The organism is Aerosakkonema funiforme FACHB-1375, assembly GCF_014696265.1.
In the GTDB taxonomy this organism is placed as follows: Bacteria; Cyanobacteriota; Cyanobacteriia; order Cyanobacteriales; family Aerosakkonemataceae; genus Aerosakkonema; species Aerosakkonema funiforme_A.
On sequence record NZ_JACJPW010000071.1, the window covers coordinates 1 to 24,006 of the forward strand.

General features: G+C 46.0%; 17 protein-coding genes. 12 read left to right on the forward strand and 5 right to left on the reverse strand.

The features are described 5' to 3' along the window. Window positions 1-39 precede the first annotated feature (39 nt). Window positions 40-1,221: an alanine racemase gene (alr, locus tag H6G03_RS23845; RefSeq protein WP_242057184.1), complete on the reverse strand. Its 1,182-nt coding sequence runs from the start codon at window positions 1,219-1,221 to the stop codon at window positions 40-42. Between the two features lie 282 nt (window positions 1,222-1,503). Between alr and H6G03_RS23850 the strand changes: the two genes are divergently transcribed. From H6G03_RS23850 to H6G03_RS23905, 12 genes are all read left to right on the forward strand, one after another. After that, complete coding sequence (locus tag H6G03_RS23850) at window positions 1,504-5,751, forward strand: PAS domain S-box protein (protein ID WP_190469596.1); 4,248 nt, start codon at window positions 1,504-1,506, stop codon at window positions 5,749-5,751. Between the two features lie 281 nt (window positions 5,752-6,032). Next, window positions 6,033-9,323 carry a PAS domain S-box protein gene (locus H6G03_RS23855; protein WP_190469599.1) on the forward strand — a complete coding sequence of 1,097 codons (3,291 nt, stop codon included), beginning with the start codon at window positions 6,033-6,035 and terminating at the stop codon, window positions 9,321-9,323. 213 nt (window positions 9,324-9,536) lie between these two features. Next, the gene (locus H6G03_RS23860; RefSeq protein WP_190469602.1) at window positions 9,537-10,034 is read left to right on the forward strand and encodes an HNH endonuclease; all 498 of its coding nucleotides are present in this window, start codon (window positions 9,537-9,539) and stop codon (window positions 10,032-10,034) included. A gap of 192 nt (window positions 10,035-10,226) precedes the next feature. After that, window positions 10,227-11,537 carry a DHH family phosphoesterase gene (locus H6G03_RS23865; RefSeq protein WP_322111961.1) on the forward strand — a complete coding sequence of 437 codons (1,311 nt, stop codon included), beginning with the start codon at window positions 10,227-10,229 and terminating at the stop codon, window positions 11,535-11,537. A gap of 59 nt (window positions 11,538-11,596) precedes the next feature. Continuing rightward, window positions 11,597-12,097 carry a phosphohistidine phosphatase SixA gene (sixA, locus tag H6G03_RS23870; RefSeq protein WP_190469606.1) on the forward strand — a complete coding sequence of 167 codons (501 nt, stop codon included), beginning with the start codon at window positions 11,597-11,599 and terminating at the stop codon, window positions 12,095-12,097. 245 nt (window positions 12,098-12,342) lie between these two features. Then, the gene (locus H6G03_RS23875) at window positions 12,343-13,479 is read left to right on the forward strand and encodes a citrate synthase (RefSeq protein WP_190469609.1); all 1,137 of its coding nucleotides are present in this window, start codon (window positions 12,343-12,345) and stop codon (window positions 13,477-13,479) included. Between the two features lie 279 nt (window positions 13,480-13,758). Beyond that, a complete protein-coding gene (locus H6G03_RS39840) occupies window positions 13,759-15,579 on the forward strand; it encodes a DUF6745 domain-containing protein (RefSeq protein ID WP_242056931.1) in 1,821 nt (606 codons plus the stop codon). 509 nt (window positions 15,580-16,088) lie between these two features. Further along, window positions 16,089-17,207 carry an NADH-quinone oxidoreductase subunit NuoH gene (gene nuoH, locus H6G03_RS23885; RefSeq protein WP_190469612.1) on the forward strand — a complete coding sequence of 373 codons (1,119 nt, stop codon included), beginning with the start codon at window positions 16,089-16,091 and terminating at the stop codon, window positions 17,205-17,207. Window positions 17,208-17,300: 93 nt separating this feature from the next. Continuing rightward, the gene (gene ndhI / locus H6G03_RS23890; protein WP_190469615.1) at window positions 17,301-17,885 is read left to right on the forward strand and encodes an NAD(P)H-quinone oxidoreductase subunit I; all 585 of its coding nucleotides are present in this window, start codon (window positions 17,301-17,303) and stop codon (window positions 17,883-17,885) included. A 75-nt stretch (window positions 17,886-17,960) separates the two neighbouring features. Beyond that, window positions 17,961-18,605 (forward strand): NADH-quinone oxidoreductase subunit J, encoded by a 645-nt coding sequence (locus H6G03_RS23895; RefSeq protein WP_190469697.1) that lies wholly within the window; start codon window positions 17,961-17,963, stop codon window positions 18,603-18,605. 82 nt (window positions 18,606-18,687) lie between these two features. Next, window positions 18,688-18,993: an NADH-quinone oxidoreductase subunit NuoK gene (gene nuoK / locus H6G03_RS23900; RefSeq protein ID WP_190469700.1), complete on the forward strand. Its 306-nt coding sequence runs from the start codon at window positions 18,688-18,690 to the stop codon at window positions 18,991-18,993. A 266-nt stretch (window positions 18,994-19,259) separates the two neighbouring features. After that, on the forward strand, window positions 19,260-20,180 hold the full coding sequence (locus H6G03_RS23905) for an NAD(+) kinase (RefSeq protein ID WP_190469617.1): 921 nt from the start codon (window positions 19,260-19,262) through the stop codon (window positions 20,178-20,180). Window positions 20,181-20,198: 18 nt separating this feature from the next. On the opposite strand, the gene H6G03_RS23910 is transcribed toward H6G03_RS23905, so the two are convergent. From H6G03_RS23910 to H6G03_RS23925, 4 genes are all read right to left on the reverse strand, one after another. Beyond that, complete coding sequence (locus tag H6G03_RS23910; RefSeq protein WP_190469620.1) at window positions 20,199-21,038, reverse strand: hypothetical protein; 840 nt, start codon at window positions 21,036-21,038, stop codon at window positions 20,199-20,201. Between the two features lie 373 nt (window positions 21,039-21,411). Next, on the reverse strand, window positions 21,412-22,077 hold the full coding sequence (gene nblB / locus H6G03_RS23915) for a phycobilisome degradation protein NblB (protein ID WP_190469624.1): 666 nt from the start codon (window positions 22,075-22,077) through the stop codon (window positions 21,412-21,414). A 138-nt stretch (window positions 22,078-22,215) separates the two neighbouring features. Next, window positions 22,216-22,683 carry a CBS domain-containing protein gene (locus H6G03_RS23920; protein ID WP_190469628.1) on the reverse strand — a complete coding sequence of 156 codons (468 nt, stop codon included), beginning with the start codon at window positions 22,681-22,683 and terminating at the stop codon, window positions 22,216-22,218. A 123-nt stretch (window positions 22,684-22,806) separates the two neighbouring features. Next, the gene (locus H6G03_RS23925) at window positions 22,807-23,859 is read right to left on the reverse strand and encodes a M42 family metallopeptidase (RefSeq protein WP_190469702.1); all 1,053 of its coding nucleotides are present in this window, start codon (window positions 23,857-23,859) and stop codon (window positions 22,807-22,809) included. Between the last annotated feature and the right edge of the window lie 147 nt (window positions 23,860-24,006).

Here is a 24,006-nt window from a genome sequence, read left to right on the forward strand (position 1 = left end):
ACCCCTAACCCCTAACCCCTAACCCCTAACCCCTAACCCCTAGTGACTGACCGCCACGCGAGGTAAGCGATGTTTAAAACTACAGAGAATTTCCCAGGAAATAGTTCCCAAACTCGCCGCCCAATCATCGGCTAAAATCTGGATGTCGCCATCTTTACCAAGCAGCGTTACCACTTCGCCAACTTGCAAATCGGGTAAATCGCTGACATCCAGCATTAGCTGATCCATCGTAATCGCGCCCACTTGACGTACAAGCTGACCTCGGATCGCCACCTTCATTTTGTGAGAAAGATTGCGGGGAACGCCATCAGCGTAACCGATACCGACAACCGCCAGACGCATATCGCGATCGGCTACAAATTGATAACCGTAGCTGACACCAGTACCGGCTGTAATAGTTTTTACCTGAGTAACTCGCGCCTTCACCTGCATAACAGGCTTCAGTTCCACCACCCGCTGCAAATGTTCGGCTGGGTAAAGACCGTAGGTAGCCAAACCAGCCCGTACCATATCGTAATGTAAAGTAGGGCTGGACAAAATGGCGGCAGAGTTAGCCAAATGCAGTTGCGTTGATGGCAATCCCAACGATTTTATTTGGGCGATCGCATCCTCATATCGCTGCTGCTGCTGCTTCATCACCGTCGGATCGGGACTGTCCGCCGTCGCCAAGTGCGAATAGATACTCGCAATTTGCAGATTCGGCAAAGTATTCACCAACTGCACGAACTCCGCAGCTTGCTGCCAGGATGTCCCCAGACGCGACATTCCGGTATCCAACTTGATATGCACCGGCAATGTCAAGTTAGAAACACTTAAAGTTTCCGAAAAAGCCAAAGCTTGTTGAGGCGTGCAAATCGTCGGTTGCAACTTCCAGTATGCGATCGCCCGAATTTGCTCCGGCGTATGAGTCGCCCCTAAAATCAAAATGGGAGCTTCAATACCCGCCTCTCGCAGTTCGATCCCCTCCGGAATTGTCGCCACCCCCAACCAACTGGCTCCATTTTGCAACACAGTCCGAGCAACAGTCACAGCACCGTGTCCGTAAGCATCCGCTTTCACCACCGCCATTAATGCCGTCTGCGGCGACAAAATGCTTTTAAGTTGCCGCACGTTATGCCCTAAAGCAGCTAAATCGATTTCCACCCAAGCGCGTTGGCAAAGTCCGCCATAAGCACTCACCCTAGAAATTAGATTCGAGTTGCTATCTAGGGATACTCCCATAGGGGTTTTGGCTGTATCAACCATTCCATTCACTCCTCTACTCACACTATTCACAATTTAACTGTGAAGTTGGAAGCTGCCACTCTATTGCTGGCAGTCAGTGGGTAATTCGCGTCCTTCTATTCTGCAAACAGAGTAACGACAGGCTATTCAGGTTGGTATTCAACAAAAAATTTGCTCGCCTCACCTGAGTTGCTGCGAAATCAAAGCTTTTGCAGAGAAACCCAGTTTATTTGCGTAAGTCTTATGATATAGAACGGAATTTCTATCCATAATACAAATATGAAATTCCGCCTTTTACCTTACCTAGCAGGGATATCAGCAGCATCGTTGATTATTGCCGGTGTGTGGATTGTAGACCGATCGGAGCAACAGCGTTTCCAAGAGCGCGATCGCGCCAATGTCCTCAACCAGCTCAGTACCGTGCGAGCTAGACTTCAAGGTGGGCTAACCTCTAGGATATTTCTCGAACGGAGTCTGGTAGCATATGTCTCCATCAATCCAGAAATCGCGCCCGGAGAATTTGAACGCCTTGCTAGAGTGATAACGGCACAGCAAACCGGTATCCGCAGTATAGCGCTGTATAAAAACACCGCACTCAGCCATATTTATCCGCGCCAAGGGCAAGCAGCGAAAATAGGCTTTAAACCGAATTTGATTCCCGAACATCAACAGGCGATCGATCGGGCAATTAAGAGCCGCAATACCGTCGTTATCGGGCCATACGATTTACCCGCTTCCGGGTGCAAGATTGGCAATTCCCCTCATACCCCATGCCCCATCCCCCCTTCTCAGGTATTTGTCACCTACACCCCCATTTTCGTCGCACCTACCCAAGAAACTCCCCAAAAAAATTCCTACTGGGGTCTGGCAAGCACAATTATCGATCGCGACATTCTTTTTAAGGAAGCGAGATTGCTCGATCGCCCCAGTCGCGAAGCATCAGCGCTGACTGATTCCCAATTGCAATTTGCCCTACTCAGTCAAAATAAATTCAGTTCCTCTAGGTCAGTCTTTTTCGGCGACCCGACCATCTTCCAGAAAAACCCAGTCATCCTCAAGCTACAATTGCCCAACAGTTCCTGGCAGTTAGCCGCAATCCCAGAGAAAGGATGGCAAACTCAAGCATCCATGTCTTGGGCGTTGCGAGCGAGAGGAACAGTGCTGGCGCTAGTGACCGGCATTTTGCTGTTTACCTGGGTGCGATCGCCAGAAAAATTACGACAAGCTGTAGAAAAGGCAACAAGCGCACTGCGACAATCCGAAACCAAATATCGAGAACTGGTTGAAAATGCCAACAGCATTATCCTGCGAATAGACACTCAGGGAAATATCACCTTCTTCAACGAATTCGCGCAACGCTTTTTCGGTTACTCGGAAGCAGAGATTCTCGGCAAAAACATCATTGGCACGATCGTCCCGACTGATGGGGCAGATACTCCCAGCAGAAAATTAGCAGCAGCAGTTAGGGATATCCTCAAACACCCCGAACAATACAGATGTTACGAAAACGAAAACATCCGTCGTAATGGCGAACGAGCTTGGGTGGTATGGACAAATAAACCTCTTTTAGATGAAGATGGAAACCTCACAGAAATCCTGGCGATCGGTAACGACATTAGCGAAATCAAAGCTATCCAAGCCAAACTTGCCCAATCCGAGCAGCAATTCCGCACGCTCTACGAATCGACGATCGATGCAGTCATGCTGTTGGATGGAAATGTTTACTTCGATTGCAACCGCGCCACATTGGAAATGTTTGGCTGCATAGATAAAGAACAATTTTGCGGTAAACAGCCCAGCGATTTCTCACCGCCATTGCAACCAGATGGCTCAAACTCAGCCGCATTAGCAGCACAAAGAATTGCCACAGCTTTTCGAGAAGGGAGTTGTCGCTTTGAATGGCTCCACAGTCGTTTAGATGGCTCAGTCTTTCCCGCAGAAGTGTGGCTAACCGCAGTAGATTTTGGATTCGATCATAGCAGCAACAATCCCAAATCGCGTAGAGTCTTGCAAGCCGTAGTACGGGATATCAGCGATCGCAAAGCGAGAGAAGAGGCGCTGCGGACATCCCAGGAAATGCTGGCTAGAGTGATGGATAATATCCCCCAAGCGGTTTTCTGGAAAGATCGAAACTCAGTTTACCTCGGTTGCAATCATAAACTGGCGACTGATGTTGGTTTGGCATCCACCGATGACATCGTTGGCAAAACAGACTACGACTTATCCGCCACAAAAGAACAAGCCGACTCCTTTTATGAAGTTGACCGACAAATAATCGCCGCAGATATCCCCGCATATCATATCAGCGAAACCTTACGCCTTGCCAACGGTCAGACAGCTTGGATAGATACTAGCAAAGTACCACTCCACGACGCCCAAGGAAATGTGGTGGGAATTTTAGGTACTTACGAAGATGTGACCGATCGCAAACGTACAGAAGAAGCATTAAGAGAAAGCGAAAATAAGTTCCGCTTGCTATTTGAAAAGTCGGCAGATGCGATTCTTTTATTAGATGGAGATGTCTTCATCGATTGCAACCAAGCAGCTGTTGCCATGCTGCGTGCCAAAAGTAAAGAAGAATTATTAAACCTGCATCCCTCCCAGCTATCTCCCGAAATACAACCCGATGGTCGTTCCTCTTTTGAAAAAGCCAACGAGAACAACAGCGCCGCCCTAGCCAAAGGCTGTTTTCGGTTTGAGTGGGTACATCGTCGCGCCGATGGCACAGATTTCCCAGTGGAAGTATTGCTCACCGCCATCCCCCTTGATGGCAAACAAATTCTTTATGTAGTCTGGAGAGATATTACCGAACGCAAGTGGGCGGAAGAAACCCTGCGAGCTAGTGAAAGACGCCTCCGCAAACATAGCATCGCTTTGTTGGATTTAGCTACGCGCAAGACAATCGCTACCGGGGATTTAAATGCGGCTGTGCGGGAAATTACAGAGGTTGCCACGGATATCCTGGAAGTAGAGCGAGCTAGCGTTTGGTTATTTAACGAGGAGCGATCGGTAATTCAATGCTTAGATCTATACAAACGCAGTGCGGGCGATCGTACCTCTGGATTGGAGCTAAAAGCAGTTGACTTTCCCGCTTATTTCCAGGCTTTGCAAACAGAACGCATTATTGCCGCCCATGATGCCCATACCGACCCCAGAACAAGCGAATTTTCCGTTGCCTATCTGACACCCTTGGGTATTAATTCTATGTTGGATGCACCGATTCGCGTCGGTGGCAAGATGGTCGGCGTCATCTGCCACGAACATATCGGCCCCGCCCGTCAGTGGGCCTTAGAAGAAGAACATTTTGCAGGTTCTTTAGCGAATTTTATTGCTTTGGCAATGGAAGCGGCTTCCCGCAAACAGGCACAAGAAGCACTAGAAAAGGCAAATGAAGAGTTAGAAATGAGAGTTGAGGAGCGCACGGCTGTCTTAAAAGAAACCAATCGGCAACTATTGGTAGAAATTCTAGAAAGAAAGCGATCGGAAGAGGCTTTGCGCGTTTCGGAAGAAAAGTTTTCTCTGATCTTTCGTTCCTGTCCTGACATGATTTCCATCAGTACCCTGGAAGAAGGGCGTTTGATTGAGGTGAACGAAAGTTTTTTGATCGATTCAGGCTTCCAGCGCGAAGAAGTCATCGGTCGAACGGCAACAGAACTGGGAATATGGGTCAATCCCCAAGATCGCCTGAGAATCATCCAAACGATCGCACAAAAAGGGACTGTTTGCAACCAAGAGTGCGAATTTCGCAAAAAATCAGGGGAAATAATTGTGGGGCTGCTATCAGCTGAGAAGATCCATTTGAATGGTGAGCCGTGCTTGCTCGTCGTAACCACTGATATCACCTACCGCGTGCGAATGGAAGAAGCCCTGCGCTATCAACAGCAACAAACTGAGCGTCTGCTGCTGAATATTCTACCTGCGGCGATCGCCGATCGTCTCAAACTGGAAGAAACTACTATTGCCGACAGCTTTGAGGAAAGTACGGTTTTGTTTGCCGATATCGTTGGCTTTACAGAACTTTCGGCTGCTAAAGATCCTGTAGAACTGGTAGAACTGCTCAACGAAATTTTCTCAACCTTTGATTCGCTTACCGATCGCTATGGGTTGGAAAAAATCAAGACGATCGGCGATGCTTATATGGTAGTGGGAGGACTGCCGATGCCCAGGCGAGACCACGCCGAAGCAGTGGCAGAATTAGCCCTCGATATGCAAATGGAAATTAACCTCTTCAACACCGAAACCAATCGAAACCTGCAACTGCGCCTGGGTATAAATACTGGCCCCGTCGTTGCCGGTGTGATCGGTACTAAAAAGTTTATTTACGATTTGTGGGGCGATACTGTGAATACTGCCAGCCGTATGGAATCCCACGGCATTCCCGGCCAAATTCAGGTTACAGCTAGCACTTATACCCTACTGCGGGATAAATATTTGTTTGAAGAGCGGGGTCCCATCCCGATCAAAGGGAAAGGCGAAATGACTACTTATTTTCTCATAGGCAGAAAAGATAGTGGTTTATCTATCTAATCTAAAGTTTTTTGTACTTTCAAAAAACTAGCGATCGTCTTTTGCAACCTCTTTGCTAGTCTCGTGCTAATAGGGTGTCAGCGAGCGAACATTAACGAGGTACGTAAAAATCTAGGTACTAATCGCAAACTCGATCGGCTCTTCCGTACTGAGTCTGGAAAACGGTTCTTTTTGGGCAAGAGAACATCAGGAATCCGGTATAAGCAATGCTTATACAGTAAGGATTATGGCAGATCGATCGGGTTTACTTATCACGCTATGTACGAGAGAGCCTGTCAAATATGATAATTAAGCGCCGTCTGTTAGCTAAAAATCTGGCTTTGCTGTTTGTTTTTGCCGCCATCTTACCTTTAATAGCTGGGGGTACTTTATCTATTTATAGTGGATTTCGATTTAGCAATCGAGAGATCGCTACTCGCCAAGAAAGTATAATCGCTTTGGGCAATACTTACATTTCTACCTCCGTCGATCGCATTTTTTACAACTTAAAATTACTTGGAGATCTTACCAGCAAATCTCCCAATCACGCTCTACAATCTTTGGCAGAAATATGCGTTGATTCTCTGAGTTTATACCAGAAAATTACATTAACAAACAGTCAAGGCCAAGAATTATATAGTTTAGTTGAATGTCAACCAGTTGCGCCTAAAAGTTTAACAAATATTTCCCAAACAGAAGCTTTCTTTCGCGCCAAAAAAGCAGGGGAATTTATCAGTAAAGTTTCCTTTGTTAAGGATAAACCTTTGGTAACCATATCGCGAAACATCCTAAGCAAAAATGGTGACCAATTTGTGGTAATAGCGGTAGTAAATTTTGAAAATTTATGGACAAAATTGAGTATACTTGAACCTGGAAAAGGCAGCTACTTTTATATAGTCGATCGCCAAGGTAATTTAATTGGATACAAAGATATAAAAGTAGTCGGAGAACGAAAAAATTTGGCATCATTTCCGACTGTCAGCCTCCTAATTAAAAGAGGTAAGGGAATCACAGCCAAACGATATATTGGTTTGTTAGGTGTAGAAGTTATCGGGACATCAACTTTAATCAGAAGAACAGGTTGGGGTATCATTGTCGAACAGCCAGTAGCCCAAGCATTAGCGGCACCGCAGAGATTGATTGTCCATTTTACTTTGTTAATAGTAGCTGTTAGCTTTGTGGCAATTGTTGCAGCAATTATGTTGGCTCAATATATCGGGCATCCAATTAATTTATTAGCTCAAGGTGCTGAAGCGATCGCGCAAGGAGATTTATCTTACTTTATCAAAATTAATTCCAAAAATGAAATCGGGATACTGGCTCGCGCTTTTAATCAAATGACGCGCCAGTTAAGAATATCCCGCGAAACATTGGAGGAATACAACCGCACTTTGGAACAAAGAGTGGAGCGACGAACTCAAGAACTCAAAAAATCGCAACAAAGGCTTTCTCTGCTTTTCCAACAGACACCTTTAGCAGTGATTGAATTTAACACTAATTTTGAAGTCATTGAATGGAATCCAGCGGCAGAACAAATTTTTGGTTATACCAAAGATGAAGCGATCGGCCATCATTTAACCGATCTAATCGTACCCGAAAATGCTAAAGTAGAAGTCAACCAATTTATTGAAGCCCTTTTAGCAAGATGCAGTCCAACTCGCAACACCAACGATAATCTTACTAAAGATGGTAAAAGCATTATTTGCGAGTGGTATAGCACACCTTTGATCGACAGCGATGGAAATGCGATTGGCATAGCTTCAATGGCGCTCGATATCACCGCTCGCAAACAGGTAGAAGAAGAACTGCGAACAAGCAAAGAATATCTGCGCCTGATTATAGATAATATTCCTCAGCAAGTTTTCTGGAAAGATACTAATTTAGTTTTCCAAGGTTGCAACAAAAACTGGGCAAAATACGCTCAACTGGAAAATCCGGAAGCAGTAGTAGGTAAAACAGATTACGACTTGATTCCCAAACGAGAAGTCGCCGAATTATTCCGCGCCCAAGATCTTCACATCATGGAAACGGATACACCGGAATTACACGTAATTGCTACCAAACAAAAACCCTCAGCAGAAGGGAAAACTATTTGGCTCGATATCAGTAAAATTCCGATTCACGATTCCAGTGGAAAAGTCATCGGTATATTAGGGGTAGTGGAAGATATTACCGATCGCAAATATACAGAAGCAATATTACACCGTCAAGCAGCAGTAATCGAAGCAGCATTGGATGGGATTTCTATCCTCAATTACCAAGGAGAATTTCTGTATACTAACAAAGCATTTGCCGAGATTAACGGCTACGAAAACCCAGCCGAATTAATTGGGAAAAGCTGGAAAGTTATGTATTCAGAAGACGACTTACAAAGAGCAGAACAAAGATATCAACAAGAAATTATACCTGCACTCCTAAAAGACCGACAGTGGCGGGGAGAAGAAACAATGGTAAGGAAAGATGGGAGGAAAATTTCACTGGAAGTTTTGCACTATATTCTGGACAGTGGCGAGCAAGTTTGCATAACACGGGATATTACCGCACGCAAGCAAGCCGAATCAGCACTGCGGGAGAGAGAAGAACAATATCACAGCATATTTGAAGCCACTAGCGATGGGTTAATTATTAATGATTTTGAAGGTTACGTTGTTGAGGCTAATACCGCTGCTTGCCAGATGTATGGATATCATTACGAAGAATTTATCGGTATGCACGGAAGCGAATTTATCCATCCTCAAGAACACGAACGCGCCTTAAAAGATCTCCAAAAACTGTTTAAAAATGGAGGTTATTTTAAAATCCAAGGAACTCATGTGCGGAAGGACGGTGCTGCTTTTCCAATGGAGGTACACGCCATGAGCTTTCTTTACAAAGGTAAACTGCATATGATGTCGGTAATTCGCGATATTACAGAGCGCAAGCAAGCAGAAGAAGCCATCCGCCTTGAAAAAGAAAAATCTGAGCAACTGCTGTTAAATATTTTACCGGGAGCGATCGCCGATCGCTTGAAAGAAGATCGAGGCTACATTGCCGATAGTTTCCCGGAAGTAACGGTTTTGTTTGCCGATATCGTTGGCTTTACAGACCTTTCTACCCGTCTATCACCTACTGAACTTGTGGAAATGCTCAACGTAATTTTCTCCGAATTTGACCGACTTGCGGAAAAACACGGTTTGGAGAAAATTAAAACAATTGGCGACGCATATATGGTGGTAGGCGGATTGCCAAGACCCCGGACAGATCACGCAGAAGCGATCGCGGAAATGGCGCTGGATATGCAAGCAGAAATTGCACAATTTAACTCTTCCACCGACCGCTCGTTCAGCATTCGCATCGGCATTAATAGTGGCCCAGTCATAGCAGGGGTGATCGGGATCAAGAAATTTATCTACGATTTATGGGGCGATACCGTGAATACAGCCAGCCGTATGGAGTCTCACGGCATTCCTGGCTGCATCCAGGTCACAGCCGCCACTTATGAGATATTACAATGTAAATATCTGTTTGAGGAACGCGGCCCTATCCCGATCAAAGGCAAAGGCGAAATGGTTACGTATTTCCTCACTGGCAGAAAAGTTCTTGGCGATCGCTAATGAAATACTCCTTTCCCGCTCAAAGAATATGTATGCTTTGGGGGGAGTGGGGGAGCGGGAGAGTGGGGGAGAAAAGAACAACAGGTAACTTGCAATCGATAATCTTAGGGCGGGAAGGAAGTAAGAAACTCGATCGCCTCTCAAAGCTCCCCAGTTCCCAGCCAGCTGAGACTATAATCTTGACATAGAAAACATTTTATCGATCGAACTCAAATGGGCAAGGTTCTGGTGTTAAATGCCTCCTACGAACCGCTCAACATCACCAGCTGGCGGCGGGCGGTTGTTCTATTGATTAAAGGCAAGGCAGAGCAAGTCGAACACAACGGCAAATACCTCTATTCCGAATTTCCCCTCCCAACAGTGATTAGGCTGCGCCATTACGTCCGGGTTCCTTACAAAGAAATACCCTTAACCCGCCGTAATATACTGCACCGCGACAGCCACAGCTGTCAATACTGCGGTTACACAGGTGACGACTTAACCTTAGACCATGTGCTACCCCGTTCTCGCGGTGGTGGCGATACCTGGGAAAATATGGTAACGGCTTGTGTCCGCTGCAATATCAAAAAAGGGAACCGGACACCACAAGAAGCAAATATGCTTTTACGGCACACTCCGCGCAAACCCTACAGCAGTTTATACTTTGAAGTTGCCAAACACGTAAAGAGCGGAACGCATCAAGAGTGGAGTAAATATGTCATCGGTACTTAACAAACCTGCACCCATCTAGCGTGCAGGTTTTTTATTAGAAAAGGTTTTCAGACTTCTACCCAGAGGAATGCCCCGTAGGAGGGTATGTTGAATGCTGGTTTTTTTGCGAAGATCTAGGAAGTAGCAATTCACTCTTAACCTATGGCGTCGCGCTGAATGGCAGCATAGCCGTCCATAGGTTTCTGGATATACTTGTCTAACACACCAGTTCCTCTTCCCCATATGCAATCTCGTTCGCTCCAGCCGCTTGACCGATTGACTTTAGCAGCAGAGCCGCAATTAATGGAGGCAAAGGCGGATATAGCCTCTGTAGAACCTACGGCAACGAAGCGATCGATAACGTCGCTGAGTGAAGCTGCTTCCGAACAAGCTAAGCGCTCGCCTAACCTATCGTGCGGTCAAAAGGTGGAAGCTTTGCGGCAAAGCTTGGAGCGACACCGAGAGGAACGCCAGCTCATCGTCGTACAAGACTTCCCAGACCCAGATGGTTTATCCTCTGCTTGGACGTATAAATTGATCGCCCAGCAATACGATATCCACTGCGACATCATCTATGCTGGCACCCTCTCTCACCAAGAAAATATCGCGCTGGTAAAGCTGACAAATCTACCAGCAGAACGCTGGACAGTTCAGACAATCAAGAATAAAGATTTGTCAGCCTATCAGGGCTTGATTTTGATCGACAATCAAGGCACTACCAGCCAGTTAATGCCTTTCTTACAGCAAGCGGGTATCCCGACAACGGTAGTGATAGACCATCACAAACTGCAAGGGAACCTCCAAGCTGAGTTTGTCGATATTCGGCCTAGCGTGCGAGCAACCGCCACCATTTTGACGCAATACCTGCAAGCGGGGTTGCTCAATATGGATAGCAGCATCAGCGAACACGTTAAATGTGCCACATCTCTGATGCACGGTTTGCGATCGGACACCAACGCGCTCAGACAAGCACAAGAAGAAGATTTTCTCGCTGCTGCCTATCTCAGCCGATTCTACGACGCTCAGCTGCTCAATGCCGTCCTCCAAACAAATCGCTCTAAGCGAGTTATGGACGTGATCGAGCGCAGTCTCAAAAATCGCTCTGTACAAAACAACTTTTCCATTGCCGGTGTCGGTTACTTGCGCTACGATAACCGGGATGCCATCCCCCAAGCGGCAGACTTCTTAGTAACGGAAGAAAATGTCCATACCGCCCTTGTGTACGGGATTGTCCATAATGAAGAAGAAGGGATAGAAATGGTGATAGGGTCACTGCGAACCACCAAGCTAACCCTCGACCCCGATGAATTTCTCAAAGAAGCATTCGGTCAAGATAATCAAGGGCGCTTTTTTGGCGGCGGACGGATGATGGCTGGTGGCTTTGAAATCCCGATCGGCTTCTTGGGTGGCAGCAACGAAAACTCCGAGTATGCCAAGCTGAAGTGGGAAGTGTTCGATACCCAAATTAAGCAAAAGCTCTTAAAGTTGATTAACCCCACTCACGATTTGATCGACAGCGAGTAAGATAGGTGCGCTGATTTGCGATCGCTTAACGCTAACTTCTGACAACTGACCGGTGACCAATGACAGAACTCTACTTAATCCGTCACGGGATAGCTGCCGAACCCGAACAATATTCTAGCGATCGCGATCGGCCTCTGACCGATGAAGGCAAACGCAAAACCCGCAAAGTCGCCGCGAGACTCTCGGAATTGAATCTTCATTTCGGTCTGATTCTCACCAGTCCCCTCGTGCGTGCGCGTCAAACCGCCGAAATTCTCATCGCAGCTGGGTTGAGTTCCCAACTGGAAGAATCAAACGACCTCGCCTTTGACGGCGACATCCAAAACTGGCTAACTTGGTTCGAGAAATGGCAACAGAAAGGCAACACTCGCCTAGCGTTGGTCGGTCACGAACCAAACTTGGGAAATTGGGCGGAAATCTTGACTTGGGGTGAAATTCGAGGCTCTTTGGTCGTCAAAAAAGCCGGCATTGTCGGTTTAACGCTTCCGGAAACCGGATCGCCAGTCGGTCGCAGTCAGCTATTCTGGCTAGCATCCCCCAAGTTACTTTTTGTAACTTGACATCCAGCGGCTTGCGAGCCGGGGAGCGGGGGAGCGGGGGAGCGGGGGAGCGGGGGAATTAATATTTTGACTTTTGACTTTTGACTTTTGACTTTCCCTCTTCCCTCTTCCCTCTCCCCTAGCCCCTAGCCCCTAACCCCTAACCCCTAGCTAGATATAAAAGATTTTTGTGCAGTCGGCAACAATACGTAAGTTTCTGGTAAGTTAGCCTAAAATATATTTCACATAAGATTAACGGTAAAGTTATGACTGTCTGCGAGTATAAGCCAGGTCTGGAAGGCATTCCCGCTGCCCAATCAAGCGTTAGCTACGTGGATGGACAGCAAGGTATATTGCAATATCGGGGTATCCGTATCGAAGAACTCGCAGAAAAAAGTACCTTCCTGGAAACATCCTATCTTTTGATTTGGGGTACGCTGCCAACGAAAGAAGAACTGGAAGCCTTTGAACATGAAATTCGCTACCATCGGCGAATTAAATATCGGATTCGGGACATGATGAAATGCTTTCCCGAAAGCGGACACCCGATGGATGCGCTACAAGCTTCAGCCGCTGCATTGGGTTTGTTCTATTCCCGCAGAGATTTAGATAACCCGGCTTATATCCGCGCTGCTGTAGTGCGACTTTTGGCGAAAATTCCCACAATGGTGGCAGCTTTTCAGCTGATGCGGAAGGGAAACGACCCCGTACAGCCTCGCGATGATTTGGGCTATTCGGCTAATTTTCTGTATATGCTGAATGAGCGGGAACCAGATCCGCTGGCAGCTAGGATATTCGATGTCTGCCTAACGCTGCACGCAGAACATACGATGAATGCTTCCACGTTTTCAGCACGGGTGACAGCTTCAACTCTGACAGATCCTTACGCAGTCATGGCTTCGGCTGTGGGGACTCTGGGTGGCCCACTGCACGGGGGCGCAAATGAAGAAGTGATTGCGATGTTGGAAGAAATTGGCTCGGTGGAAAATGTCCGCCCTTATCTGGAAGATCGCCTGGAACGCAAAGCCAAAATTATGGGCTTCGGACACCGAGTATACAAGGTAAAAGATCCGCGAGCAACTATTCTCCAAAATCTGGCAGAGCAGTTGTTTGAAAAGTTCGGTCGGGATAAGTACTACGATATTGCGGTGGAGTTGGAAAGAGCTGTAGAAGAAAAACTCGCTCACAAGGGAATTTACCCGAACGTGGATTTCTACTCTGGCTTGGTTTACAGTAAGATGGGTATTCCGACGGATTTGTTTACGCCAATTTTTGCGATCGCTCGCGTGGCCGGTTGGTTAGCTCACTGGAAAGAACAGCTCGAAGAAAACCGCATCTACCGTCCGACTCAAGTTTACACCGGACTGCACGAAGCTGCATATATACCGATCGAAGAACGTTAGCAACATAGTCCGCCAGGGGTTCAAACCCCAGCGTCATAGCGAAAGTCCACTGAAGTGGACTGATACCAAATCCGGGTTATTTAGCCCCTTTATAGTGTGGGGTGTAGGGGTGAAGCATTGCGGCGATAAGTGTATTCCCAAGACCCAAAGTTTTTCTACCGCAATGCTTCACCCTTCTTAGGGATAAAGGGAGTTTCGATCCCGGATTTGGACTGATGAAAAATTGGTTTTTAAAACCTGTTTTTCGCTAACAATTTCGTATTTATTACTTAAAGAAATGTGATTGCAGAACTCACGCCAGAACAAGAAGCTCTGATTCCAGTTTATCTAGAAAAGTGGCGCAGTATAGCTCTCTCCACCGAACCGATCGACCGTCAAAAAGCTTCTGAAGCGGTCAAAGCAGTTTATGAGATAATTGGCGAACAAGAGCCATTAATTGTTTTTTTTGATAGTCCTTATTCGGCTTTAAGCCATAAGGAAAGTCTGCACATAAAACAGGTCGGTAAAAAACTGAAGAGTGCAGTAATTGACAAACTGTGGAAACCATTAGAAATTCAGTTAGGCAAACAAGTAGATAGTCAACTAAAACGGTGGTTGCACAGGCAACTGCTCAAGAGTCAAATGGGCAACATCCAAATGAGTCAATTAAGGGAAAAGTTGGCGATAAAACTAGAAAAACATAACTGTATTCGACCGGAAATATGGAGTTTGAATTGCTGTAAGGCTGAGTTTTATATTAATGTTTTAAATTGCCAGAGCGCTCGCAACAAAGATTGGCAGGTATTGCAGACATTTCTGCAAGATTGTGGATGGATTATTCCTTATAAAAAGCTGTGCATAATATGCGATCGGCCTAGAAAAATATCTTTAGACGATCGAGGAAGCTTCCATGCAGAAGGAGAACCTGCAATTGCATTTGTTGATGAATTTAATATCTATGCTTATCGCGGTGTAAGATTGCCTGAAAAATACAGTAAATTGCCTCCTTCTCGCTGGCAAACACAGTGGATAGCTGAAGAGATTGACGCTCGATTGAGGCGAGTTTTAGCTGAGGGATGTGGCTACAAAATTATTACCGAATTTACGCCAGAGCAAGAAGCTTTAATTCCAGTTTACAAGGAAAAGTGGGATGCGATTCTACTTTCTACAGAGCGAATCGATCGCCAAAAAGCTCAGGATGCAATAAAATCAGCTTATGGAAGTATTGGTAAAAATGAGGTAGATATTCTTTTTTATGATAGCCCTTATGCTGCTGCGATAGACATAAATAAACAAGGAGAAATAAAATTAGGTAAACCAATAAGAGGCAAGCTGGATAGCCAGTTAGCAATAAAACTGTGGCGACAAGTGGAGAGCCAATTAGAAATGCGATTGAAAGAGCAATTGTGGGACCGACAGCGAAGTATGCTGGCATCGCGATTGGAGATCTCTCTTCGGCGACAAATGAGTAGGCAATTACAGGATAATCTATGGGTAAATTTTCCCAAAGCTTTTATCCGAAAAATAGGTACTTCTTGGGCTAAGGAGATTGAATTTTATATTACCGTGTTAGGTTGCCAGCATAACTTTCAAAAAGAATGGGAGTTGTTTCAGCTATTGGTAAAGAATGCCTTTTGGATTTTGGCTTACGAAAATGTTTGTTTTGTATGCGATCGACCGACGAAAATAAACTTTGACGCTCGACAAAGATTGCACGCCGAAGGAGAACCTGCCCTTGAGTTTGCCGATGGATATAGCCTGTACGCTTATCACGGGGTAAACTTACCTCGGAAATACGGATACCTGCACCCGAAAAAGTGGCGATCGCAATGGCTTTTACAAGAGACAAACGCAGAGTTAAGGCGAGTTTTAATTCAAGCGATCGGCTACGAGAGAATTTGTCAAGAATTGCAAACAACAGAATTAGACTTATTTCGAGAATACACTTTATTAAAAATAGATGATGCTGATGTCGAGCCAATTCATTTATTGAAGATGACTTGCCCCAGTACCGGACAAATTCACGCCTTGCGCGTACCACCCAATTTAACATCTGCACGAGAAGCAATTCGGTGGGTAAATTGGGGAATAGATCCAGAGAAATTTGCAATCGAAACCTGAACGGAGATTTGTGGAGTGAAAAAGTGGAGTAAAAAAGTGAGGGGGAAGAAATTCCTAATTTTAAATTCCTAATTTTAAATTTTAAATTTTAAATTTTAAATTTTAAATTTTAACTTTTGACTTTTGACTTTTGACTTCTACGTAGCGGCACTAGCAACTTGAGCTATTACATTTTCCTATCCACATCATAGACTTCCATCTTTAGTCAATCCTCTAGGTAGATGACATTGCCTTTATAGGCACCCAGCCCGCTGCGCGGAAGACCCACGACAGCAAGCCGCACTTATAGCGGTTTGCAAGCGTTGATGGTACTTAATTTTTGTCCACTCCCCCACTCCCCCACTCCCCCACTCCCCCACTCCTCCACTCGCAAGGCGCTGTAGTTGCACCAGCAAAGTCTTGCGGCATCCGACGGTATACTAAACAGTGAAGTTGTAAAAAAAACTTCACAAATCAAAGTAGTAACGGTTGGTTTGGCATTGCCTCAGCCATTTTTGAGAGCGGGGAACATGAACTCAGGAATTGACCTGCAAGCAATCTTTATTGAATCGCTAATGGACTTGGGCGTCCCAGCTGGTGCCGCTAAGGCAATCTGGATGCCCCTGCCAATGGTGCTGATGATTATTGGTGCAACGGTAGGAGTGCTGGTATCAGTCTGGTTAGAGCGAAAAATTTCGGCGGCTGCACAACAGCGGATTGGCCCGGAATTCATGGGGCCATTCGGGATACTGGCACCTGTAGCCGATGGTATGAAGCTGGTCTTTAAAGAAGATATTCTCCCAGCTAAGTCGGATTCCCTTCTCTTCACGCTGGGGCCGATCATCGTGGTGATCCCAGTGTTTCTGTCCTACCTGATCGTACCCTTCGGACAAAATCTGGTAATCACAAACATCGCCGTTGGTGTATTTCTGTGGGTGGCTCTTTCCAGCATTGCCCCAATTGGTTTGCTGATGTCAGGGTATGCCTCTAACAACAAATACTCCTTGTTGGGGGGTTTACGGGCTGCCGCACAGTCGATCAGTTATGAAATACCCCTGTCGCTGTCGGTGCTGGCAATCGTGATGATGTCCAACAGCCTCAGTACGATCGACATCGTAGACCAACAATCGGGTTACGGTATCCTGGGTTGGAACCTCTGGCGTCAGCCGATCGGATTCATCGTATTTTGGATTTGTGCCTTAGCAGAATGCGAACGGATACCCTTTGACTTGCCGGAAGCTGAAGAAGAACTGGTGGCTGGCTATCAAACCGAGTATTCTGGGATGAAATTCGGTTTGTTCTACGTGGGTTCCTACGTCAACCTGGTTCTCTCTTCTCTACTCTTCTCCATACTTTACCTGGGCGGCTGGGATTTTCCCGTTCCGATCGATCGCATCGCCAGCTTGTTCGGAGTCAGCGAGACAAATCCCTGGTTGCAGGTAATCGCTGCTTCTTTAGGCATCACCATGACAGTTCTGAAAGCTTACTTCCTCATCTTTCTCGCTATTCTGCTGCGCTGGACGGTACCCCGCGTCAGAATTGACCAATTGCTAAATTTAGGGTGGAAGTTCCTTTTACCGGTTTCTCTGGTAAACCTGCTGTTAACCGCCGCCCTCAAGCTAGCATTCCCCTTTGCCTTCGGCGGCTAAATAAATTTCAGATTTTAGATTTTAGATGACAAATTTGCGCCAAATCTAAAATCTAAAATCTAAAATCTAAAATTCCCAAGAGAGTGAGACACGATGCTAAAGTTCCTCAAACAAGTTGGCGATTACGCCAAAGAAGCCGTTCAGGCAGGTAAATACATCGGTCAAGGTTTGGCAGTTACCTTTGACCATATGCGCCGTCGTCCGATTACGGTACAGTATCCCTACGAAAAACTTATCCCTTCAGAACGTTTTCGAGGACGCATTCACTTTGAATTTGATAAGTGCATTTCCTGCGAAGTTTGCGTCCGCGTTTGTCCGATCAACCTGCCAGTAGTAGATTGGGAATTCAACAAGGAAACGAAAAAGAAACAGCTGCGACACTACAGCATTGACTTCGGAGTTTGTATCTTTTGCGGCAACTGTGTGGAATACTGCCCGACAAACTGTTTATCTATGACAGAAGAGTACGAGCTTTCCACATACGATCGTCACGAATTAAACTTCGATAACGTGGCTTTGGGACGTTTGCCATATAAAGTAACTGATGACCCGATGGTCACACCGCTGCGCGAACTTGCGTACTTGCCAAAAGGTGTGATGGACCCTCACGACGTTCCAGACAGCTATCGTCGGGCCGGTCAACTTCCAGAGGAAATTTTGGAAAAATCGGAAAAGTAGGTTTAATTGTTCATTGTTCGTTGTTCCTTGTTCGTGGCTATGAATGATGAACAACGAACAAAAGGAGAAATAACTGTGGATTTAGCGCAAGGGGTTCAGATTGTTTCGTTTGCCATACTGAGCGTGATGATGATTGGAGCAGCTTTGGGTGTGGTGCTGTTTTCCAACATTGTCTATTCAGCTTTCTTGTTGGGCGGAGTTTTTATCAGCATCGCCGGAATGTACATTTTGCTAAATGCTGATTTTGTAGCAGCAGCACAAGTGCTGATATATGTAGGTGCGGTAAACGTTTTGATTTTGTTTGCCATCATGTTGGTGAACAAGCGCCAAGATTTTACACCCCTTAAGAGCGCTTGGCTTCGTCAGGGAGCAACAGCCCTAGTCTGTGCTGGTTTGTTTGTCTTATTAGGCACAATGGTTTTGGCAACTCCTTGGGCGATTTCTACGGAAGTCGCTACTACAAGTGAAAGCTCAATTATGCGAATCGGTCAACATTTCTTTAGTGACTTTTTGCTACCTTTTGAGCTAGCATCGGTGTTATTGTTAATCGCAATGGTGGGTGCGATCGTTTTGGCACGGCGCGAATTTTTGCCGGAAATAACCGAAAGTACAAGCGTACAACAACAAGTTTTAACTTTGCCGGAACGTCCTAGAGAATTGGTGCCCGCAGGCAGCGATTCTTCCACGCTGACAAGCGATCGAGGCGCTCAAAACAAGTAATAGTCATTGCCAATCCAAAATCCAAAATCCAAAATCCAAAATCTAAATTGGTTGACCACTTCGCTCAAAAAGAGGATTCATGCTGCAACTGCAATATTTCTTACTCTTAGCTGCTGCCCTTTTCTGCATAGGTATCTACGGTTTGATTACCAGTCGCAATGCAGTGCGGGTACTGATGTCAATTGAATTGCTGCTGAATGCAGTGAATCTTAATTTGATGGGTTTTTCCAATTTTCTAGACCCGCAAGCAATTAAAGGTCAGGTTTTTACTGTGTTTGTGATTACCGTAGCAGCTGCTGAAGCGGCAGTTGGGTTGGCGATCGTACTGGCGATTTATCGCAACCGCGATACGGTAGATATGGAGCAGTTTAACTTGCTCAAGTGGTAATGGAGAATTTTAGATTTCAGATTTTAGATTTCAAATTTGAAATCTGAAATCTGAAGTCTGAAATTACCGAAATTTTATCGCTTTGACCGAAAAAAGGGGTTTCAAGCCTTCCATTGAAATGGGAATAATCAAAAAGTTTTTCCGAATTTCAAGCTCTGTCCGCTCATTGCGGAGTCAATCCTCTCATCCAAAATCCTCTCATCCAAAATAGGGTGAAGTACCCTACTTAGTTATTAGTAAAATCATTATTTCACCAATATAAAAAAGTGGAACTAAAACAGGTAATTATAGCACACAAAGCAGGAGATTCCCAGAGCAAGCGCTGGGCAGAAAAGTGCGCCAGAGAACTGGAAAAACTCGACTGTAAGGTGCTGATGGGGCCGAGTGGGCCAAAAGATAATCCTTATCCGGTTTTTTTGGCATCATCTACACAACCGATCGATCTGGCGATCGTACTGGGAGGGGACGGTACGGCTTTGTCAGCAGCGCGGAATTTGGCAGGAGATGGCATCCCGATTTTGGCCGTGAATGTGGGGGGACATCTGGGTTTTTTGACGCAGCCTTTTGAGGAATTTAAAGATACTGAGAAAGTTTGGGAACGGTTAATTGACGATCGCTTTGCGATTCAGCGGCGGATGATGTTGCAAGCGGCGATATTTGAGGGCGATCGCCGGGACTTGCCACCGGTGAGCGATCGCTTTCTTGCCTTAAATGAAATGTGCGTCAAACCCGCTTCAGCCGATCGAATGCTCACCTCTATTTTGGAGATGGAAATTGATGGTGAAGTAGTCGATCAGTACCAGGGAGACGGGTTAATTGTGGCAACGCCTACAGGGTCTACTTGCTATACGGTTTCTGCTAATGGGCCGATCGTACACGATGGTATGGAAGCGATCGCCGTAACCCCTATTTGCCCTCTAAGCCTTTCCAGCCGTCCCATTATTTTACCCCCTGGCTCTGTAGTTAGCATTTGGCCTTTGAGCGATTACGAACTCAGTACCAAACTGTGGATGGATGGGGTTATGGCCACCTCTATTTGGCCGGGACACCGGGTTGATGTTTGCATGGCTAACTGTCAAGCTAAATTTATTATCTTGCGAGATAACTATTCCTACTACCAAACATTACGAGAAAAGCTGCTGTGGGCTGGAGCGAGAATTCGTTACGACAACAATCACCGCAATTGAAGCATACCAATGTGGCGGCTAGCCAATTTTGCGAGCTTTACGGCGGCAAACATTCATCAAAAATGCACCTACCAAAGCTAAACCAGCAAACGCAGTTGGTTCGTCAACTTTTTCAAATTCTGCCCCCACTAGGCCAAAATCACTGTTTTGGACAGATAGGGGAGGAACGCCTGGTTGGGAGACTGGTGCTAATCTAAGGCTAGTGAGAAAGGTATCTGCAAAAGGATTAGAGATACTATACCAACCTCCACCCTGAATATCGCTTTTGCGATCGGTCGAATTACTGATGGCCTTTATTTCTCTGGAACCGTCCATCCACGACCAAACAGCTGTACTTTTATCTTTAATAGTTAGGGTACCTGCAATCCCAGATATATTGGGAGCCGCAGCCGCAATCTCATAAACCTGCTGTCCAAACTCACCTAACGGGTAAAGCGCACCGAGATCCAGGGATTTAAGTATACCCCCACCTTCGGGAAGTGTTAAATCAATGTATTCTCCGAAGTTAATGCCCGCAGGAATATCGGGATTGAAAGGTTCGCCGTTGCTTACACCAACACTCTTTACATTACCCTGAAAACCATCATCTACAGCCGACCGATCTTTAAAATACTTCCCTTGCATCAGGCCACCACCAGCTTCCAGCTTAAAACCATCGTCAGTTTCGCATTTGGGTATTTGGTCTATATCTTTACCAACTAGGAGGTTAGTGTTATTGGTAGTGAAGTCAACCAGAATCACACAGGTTCCCAGGCTGGTACCGTTAGTAAAATTAAACGCTTGAGATGGAGCAATAAAAACAGTTAAGGCACCACTAGCAATCAAACTTAACAAAACTGGATTTTTTTGAAGGTTCATAAAATTAATCTCCGCATAATTTATTAAGAACTAACATAAAATTTTTGTATGTCCAGTATAATAATACATAAATATACGAAAAAGCAACTATAGAATACGTTTTTTGAATAAAACTGATACTGATACTGATACGAGTTTATACCTATTTCGCATTCTGTACTAGAAGGGTTTCTACCTCAGTATGTTTTTTGATATTGGAAACAGTAACAGCCCCCCTCTGCTTTGTGTACAACCATAGCGATTCTTTTGTGAGTCCTACAGAGTTTAGGCGAAAAAAGCACTCCATATAAAGCTAATCAGAAGACCTACGGTGACCGGGAAAAAAGCAGAGAGGGGAAAGGAAACAGAGGAAGAATAGGTATAAAACCTGTCGTTAGGCCAAGGGCAAACAGTTTCTCGCTTCTTGAGCTACCTGCTCTACCTCATCGTCAGTCATTGTTTCCAGAATCGCAAGAGCTTCTGGACTACCTAAGTGATTGAGAGCTTGGACAACTCGGTAGCGCAGTTGCCAATCTGGATAGGTGGTGAAAGTTGCCAAAAGAGGAACTGCACGTAAATCGCCCAATTCTCCCAGAGAACTGACAGCGGCAGTTTTAATCAGATCGATATCGGAATCGAGTGCTTCTTGTAGCAGATCGAAGCCTCGCGGGTCGCCCATTTCTCCCAAAGCAGCGATGATGCTGACTTGGAGAAGCCATTCAGAAGAGTTGTGGTAGGCTTGCCGCAAGTCTTCAAAAGCTTCTTCTAACTTGAGCGCCCCCAAGGCATCGGCGGCGGCTGCTTGCACGTCTACTTCCGAGTCGTGCTGAAGGCGATCGCGCAAAATTTCCAAGGCTTTGTGCAAATCTACCTTGCCCACAGTATCCATGAGGCTGACTGCACCATATCGAACGCGGGCGTTGCTGTCATTAATAGCTGGTTGAACCAGTTTGAAAGCGATCGCAGGTTCCAACTGACGCAGTTGGTTAACGCCTCGCAAGCGATCGCTCAGTTCCTCCGAACTTAACAACTTTTGAACAGACTCAGGAGTAATGGTCATTTTTTCGTCGTCACTTCTGGGTGAAAAGAATTGCAAATTTTAGAAGAGCAGATTGCAAATTTAATTCTTCGAGATTTCAAAGAATTAAATTTGATTTGACCATTCGCCTCGTTTCCACGGCTCTGCCTGGAAACGCCATTAGTCTTGAGTGGCTGCCATCTCTCGAATGATATCGCCACGGGTGACAATGCCGACGACATGACCGCCATCATCGATCACAGGCAAACGGCGAATATTGCGTTCGTGCATCAATTGTGCCGCTTCGCGTAAGGATTTGTGGGGATGGACGGTAATCAGCGGATCGCTGGTCATCAATTCCCCAACTGTTTGCCCCAAGGCTTTGTGGAGGTCTCGATCGTACTTGGCGGGATTTTCTAAGTAAATAACGGTGTCGAGAATCATGATGTAAGCGGGAGGGGTTACCCCTGTTTCCTGCCACATCAAGTCGCTCTCGGAGATTACGCCCACTAATTTGCCATTTTCATCCACCACTGGCATACCGCTGATCCGGCGTTCTGCCAAAATCTTGATAGCCTCTTTGAGAGGAGTTTCTGGCCGCACTGAAATCGGATCGCGGCTCATCACATCGGCAACTGTTTTGGGCATGATCTACTGCTATCTCTGACTAATTCCCCAGCTTCACTATTGTAGAAAATCATGGCTATCCAAAGGTTAGCGTTTATGGATTGTTTAATATTCGTGATTAGGTAACTGACAACTGACAACTGACTATTGGCTAAATTCGGTTTCGCAGTACGCTTGCAGCAGGCGGATGCAGTTGGCGATCGCTCCTAAGTGAGCAATCTCGTAACCGTGGGTATTTTGGGTGGGGAAACTCAAACAAGCCGCACGCGCTACGTGACCGAATTTCATGGCAATTGAGGCATCGGAACCAAAACCGCTCAAGGTTGCCAGTTGTAAGGGAATATTTAGTCGTTTTGCCACGCTTCGGATCTCCCCGTTCAGGTTTTCGTCGTAAATGCCGTAGCCATCTTGGGAAAGCAGTACCGGCGCTTCTCCATCTTCAATCGGATATTCGCTCGACAAAGGACAGATTTCCAGGGCGATCAATGCTTCCAGGCGCTGATTTTGGGTAAAGTAGAGAGCGCCTACGGCACCCACTTCTTCTTTTGCCGAAGCTACCAGATAGGTATCCACAGCCGGTTGCTTTAAGGTTTCCGCCAGACCCAACAAAATTGCTACCGAAGCTTTATTATCCAAGGTGTAACTGGCAATATAATCCTTGAGTCGGATCGGTCGCTTGCGATGTTTGCCTACGACTACGCGAGTTCCCGGTCGAATGCCAGCTGCTTCCAGTTCCGCTGTGCTGCATTTGGTTTCCACCCAGGCATCTTCCCAACGTAGCGGTTTGTCTTCCTGCTGGGCTTTTTGAGGCGATTCGTGGGAGACGTGACGCGATCCGAATGATAAGATGCCGCTGATAATTTGGTTATCTCCCAACAGATCGACGACGCCTTCACCATAAACCCAAGGAAATGCACCGCCCAGTTTTCGTACTTGTACTCGTCCAAACGGCTCGATACTCTTGACAATTGCGCCAATTTCGTCTTTATGGGCGGTGATGGCGATACTGCGGGTGGAATCTTTACCGGGAATGAGAGCTAGAGCATTTCCCGCTGCATCCAGCCATGCTTTCACTCCCAGAGCCTTGAATCGATCGAGCAACAGGCGATCGATTTCCCCTTCCGCACCGCTGGGAGAATGGTGCAGCACTAATTCCTCAATTGTATCGAACAGTCGATCGTTATTTAATAAAGACATTTGGTTTACCAGTTCCACCTTTACTGAAGATTTCTAGCTTCTATCAGAGAGAGGGAGAGGGAGGAATTTTGACTTTTGACTTTTGACTTTTGACTTTAAGTTTTCTTATCTAAAGTACCCGTGTAGGTCAAAAAAGTAACCAGTTTT

Excerpts from the sequence above, each read along its gene's own strand:
- H6G03_RS23920 (WP_190469628.1), bottom strand. The coding sequence starts at position 22,683 with ATGCCCAAAACAGTTGCCGATGTGATGAGCCGCGATCCGATTTCAGTG.
- nuoH (WP_190469612.1), top strand. The coding sequence starts at position 16,089 with ATGAACTCAGGAATTGACCTGCAAGCAATCTTTATTGAATCGCTAATG.
- H6G03_RS23855 (WP_190469599.1), top strand. The coding sequence starts at position 6,033 with ATGATAATTAAGCGCCGTCTGTTAGCTAAAAATCTGGCTTTGCTGTTT.
- alr (WP_242057184.1), bottom strand. The coding sequence starts at position 1,221 with ATGGGAGTATCCCTAGATAGCAACTCGAATCTAATTTCTAGGGTGAGT.
- nblB (WP_190469624.1), bottom strand. The coding sequence starts at position 22,077 with ATGACCATTACTCCTGAGTCTGTTCAAAAGTTGTTAAGTTCGGAGGAA.
- H6G03_RS23850 (WP_190469596.1), top strand. The coding sequence starts at position 1,504 with ATGAAATTCCGCCTTTTACCTTACCTAGCAGGGATATCAGCAGCATCG.
- H6G03_RS23910 (WP_190469620.1), bottom strand. The coding sequence starts at position 21,038 with ATGAACCTTCAAAAAAATCCAGTTTTGTTAAGTTTGATTGCTAGTGGT.
- ndhI (WP_190469615.1), top strand. The coding sequence starts at position 17,301 with ATGCTAAAGTTCCTCAAACAAGTTGGCGATTACGCCAAAGAAGCCGTT.
- H6G03_RS23860 (WP_190469602.1), top strand. The coding sequence starts at position 9,537 with ATGGGCAAGGTTCTGGTGTTAAATGCCTCCTACGAACCGCTCAACATC.
- sixA (WP_190469606.1), top strand. The coding sequence starts at position 11,597 with ATGACAGAACTCTACTTAATCCGTCACGGGATAGCTGCCGAACCCGAA.
- H6G03_RS23875 (WP_190469609.1), top strand. The coding sequence starts at position 12,343 with ATGACTGTCTGCGAGTATAAGCCAGGTCTGGAAGGCATTCCCGCTGCC.
- H6G03_RS23925 (WP_190469702.1), bottom strand. The coding sequence starts at position 23,859 with ATGTCTTTATTAAATAACGATCGACTGTTCGATACAATTGAGGAATTA.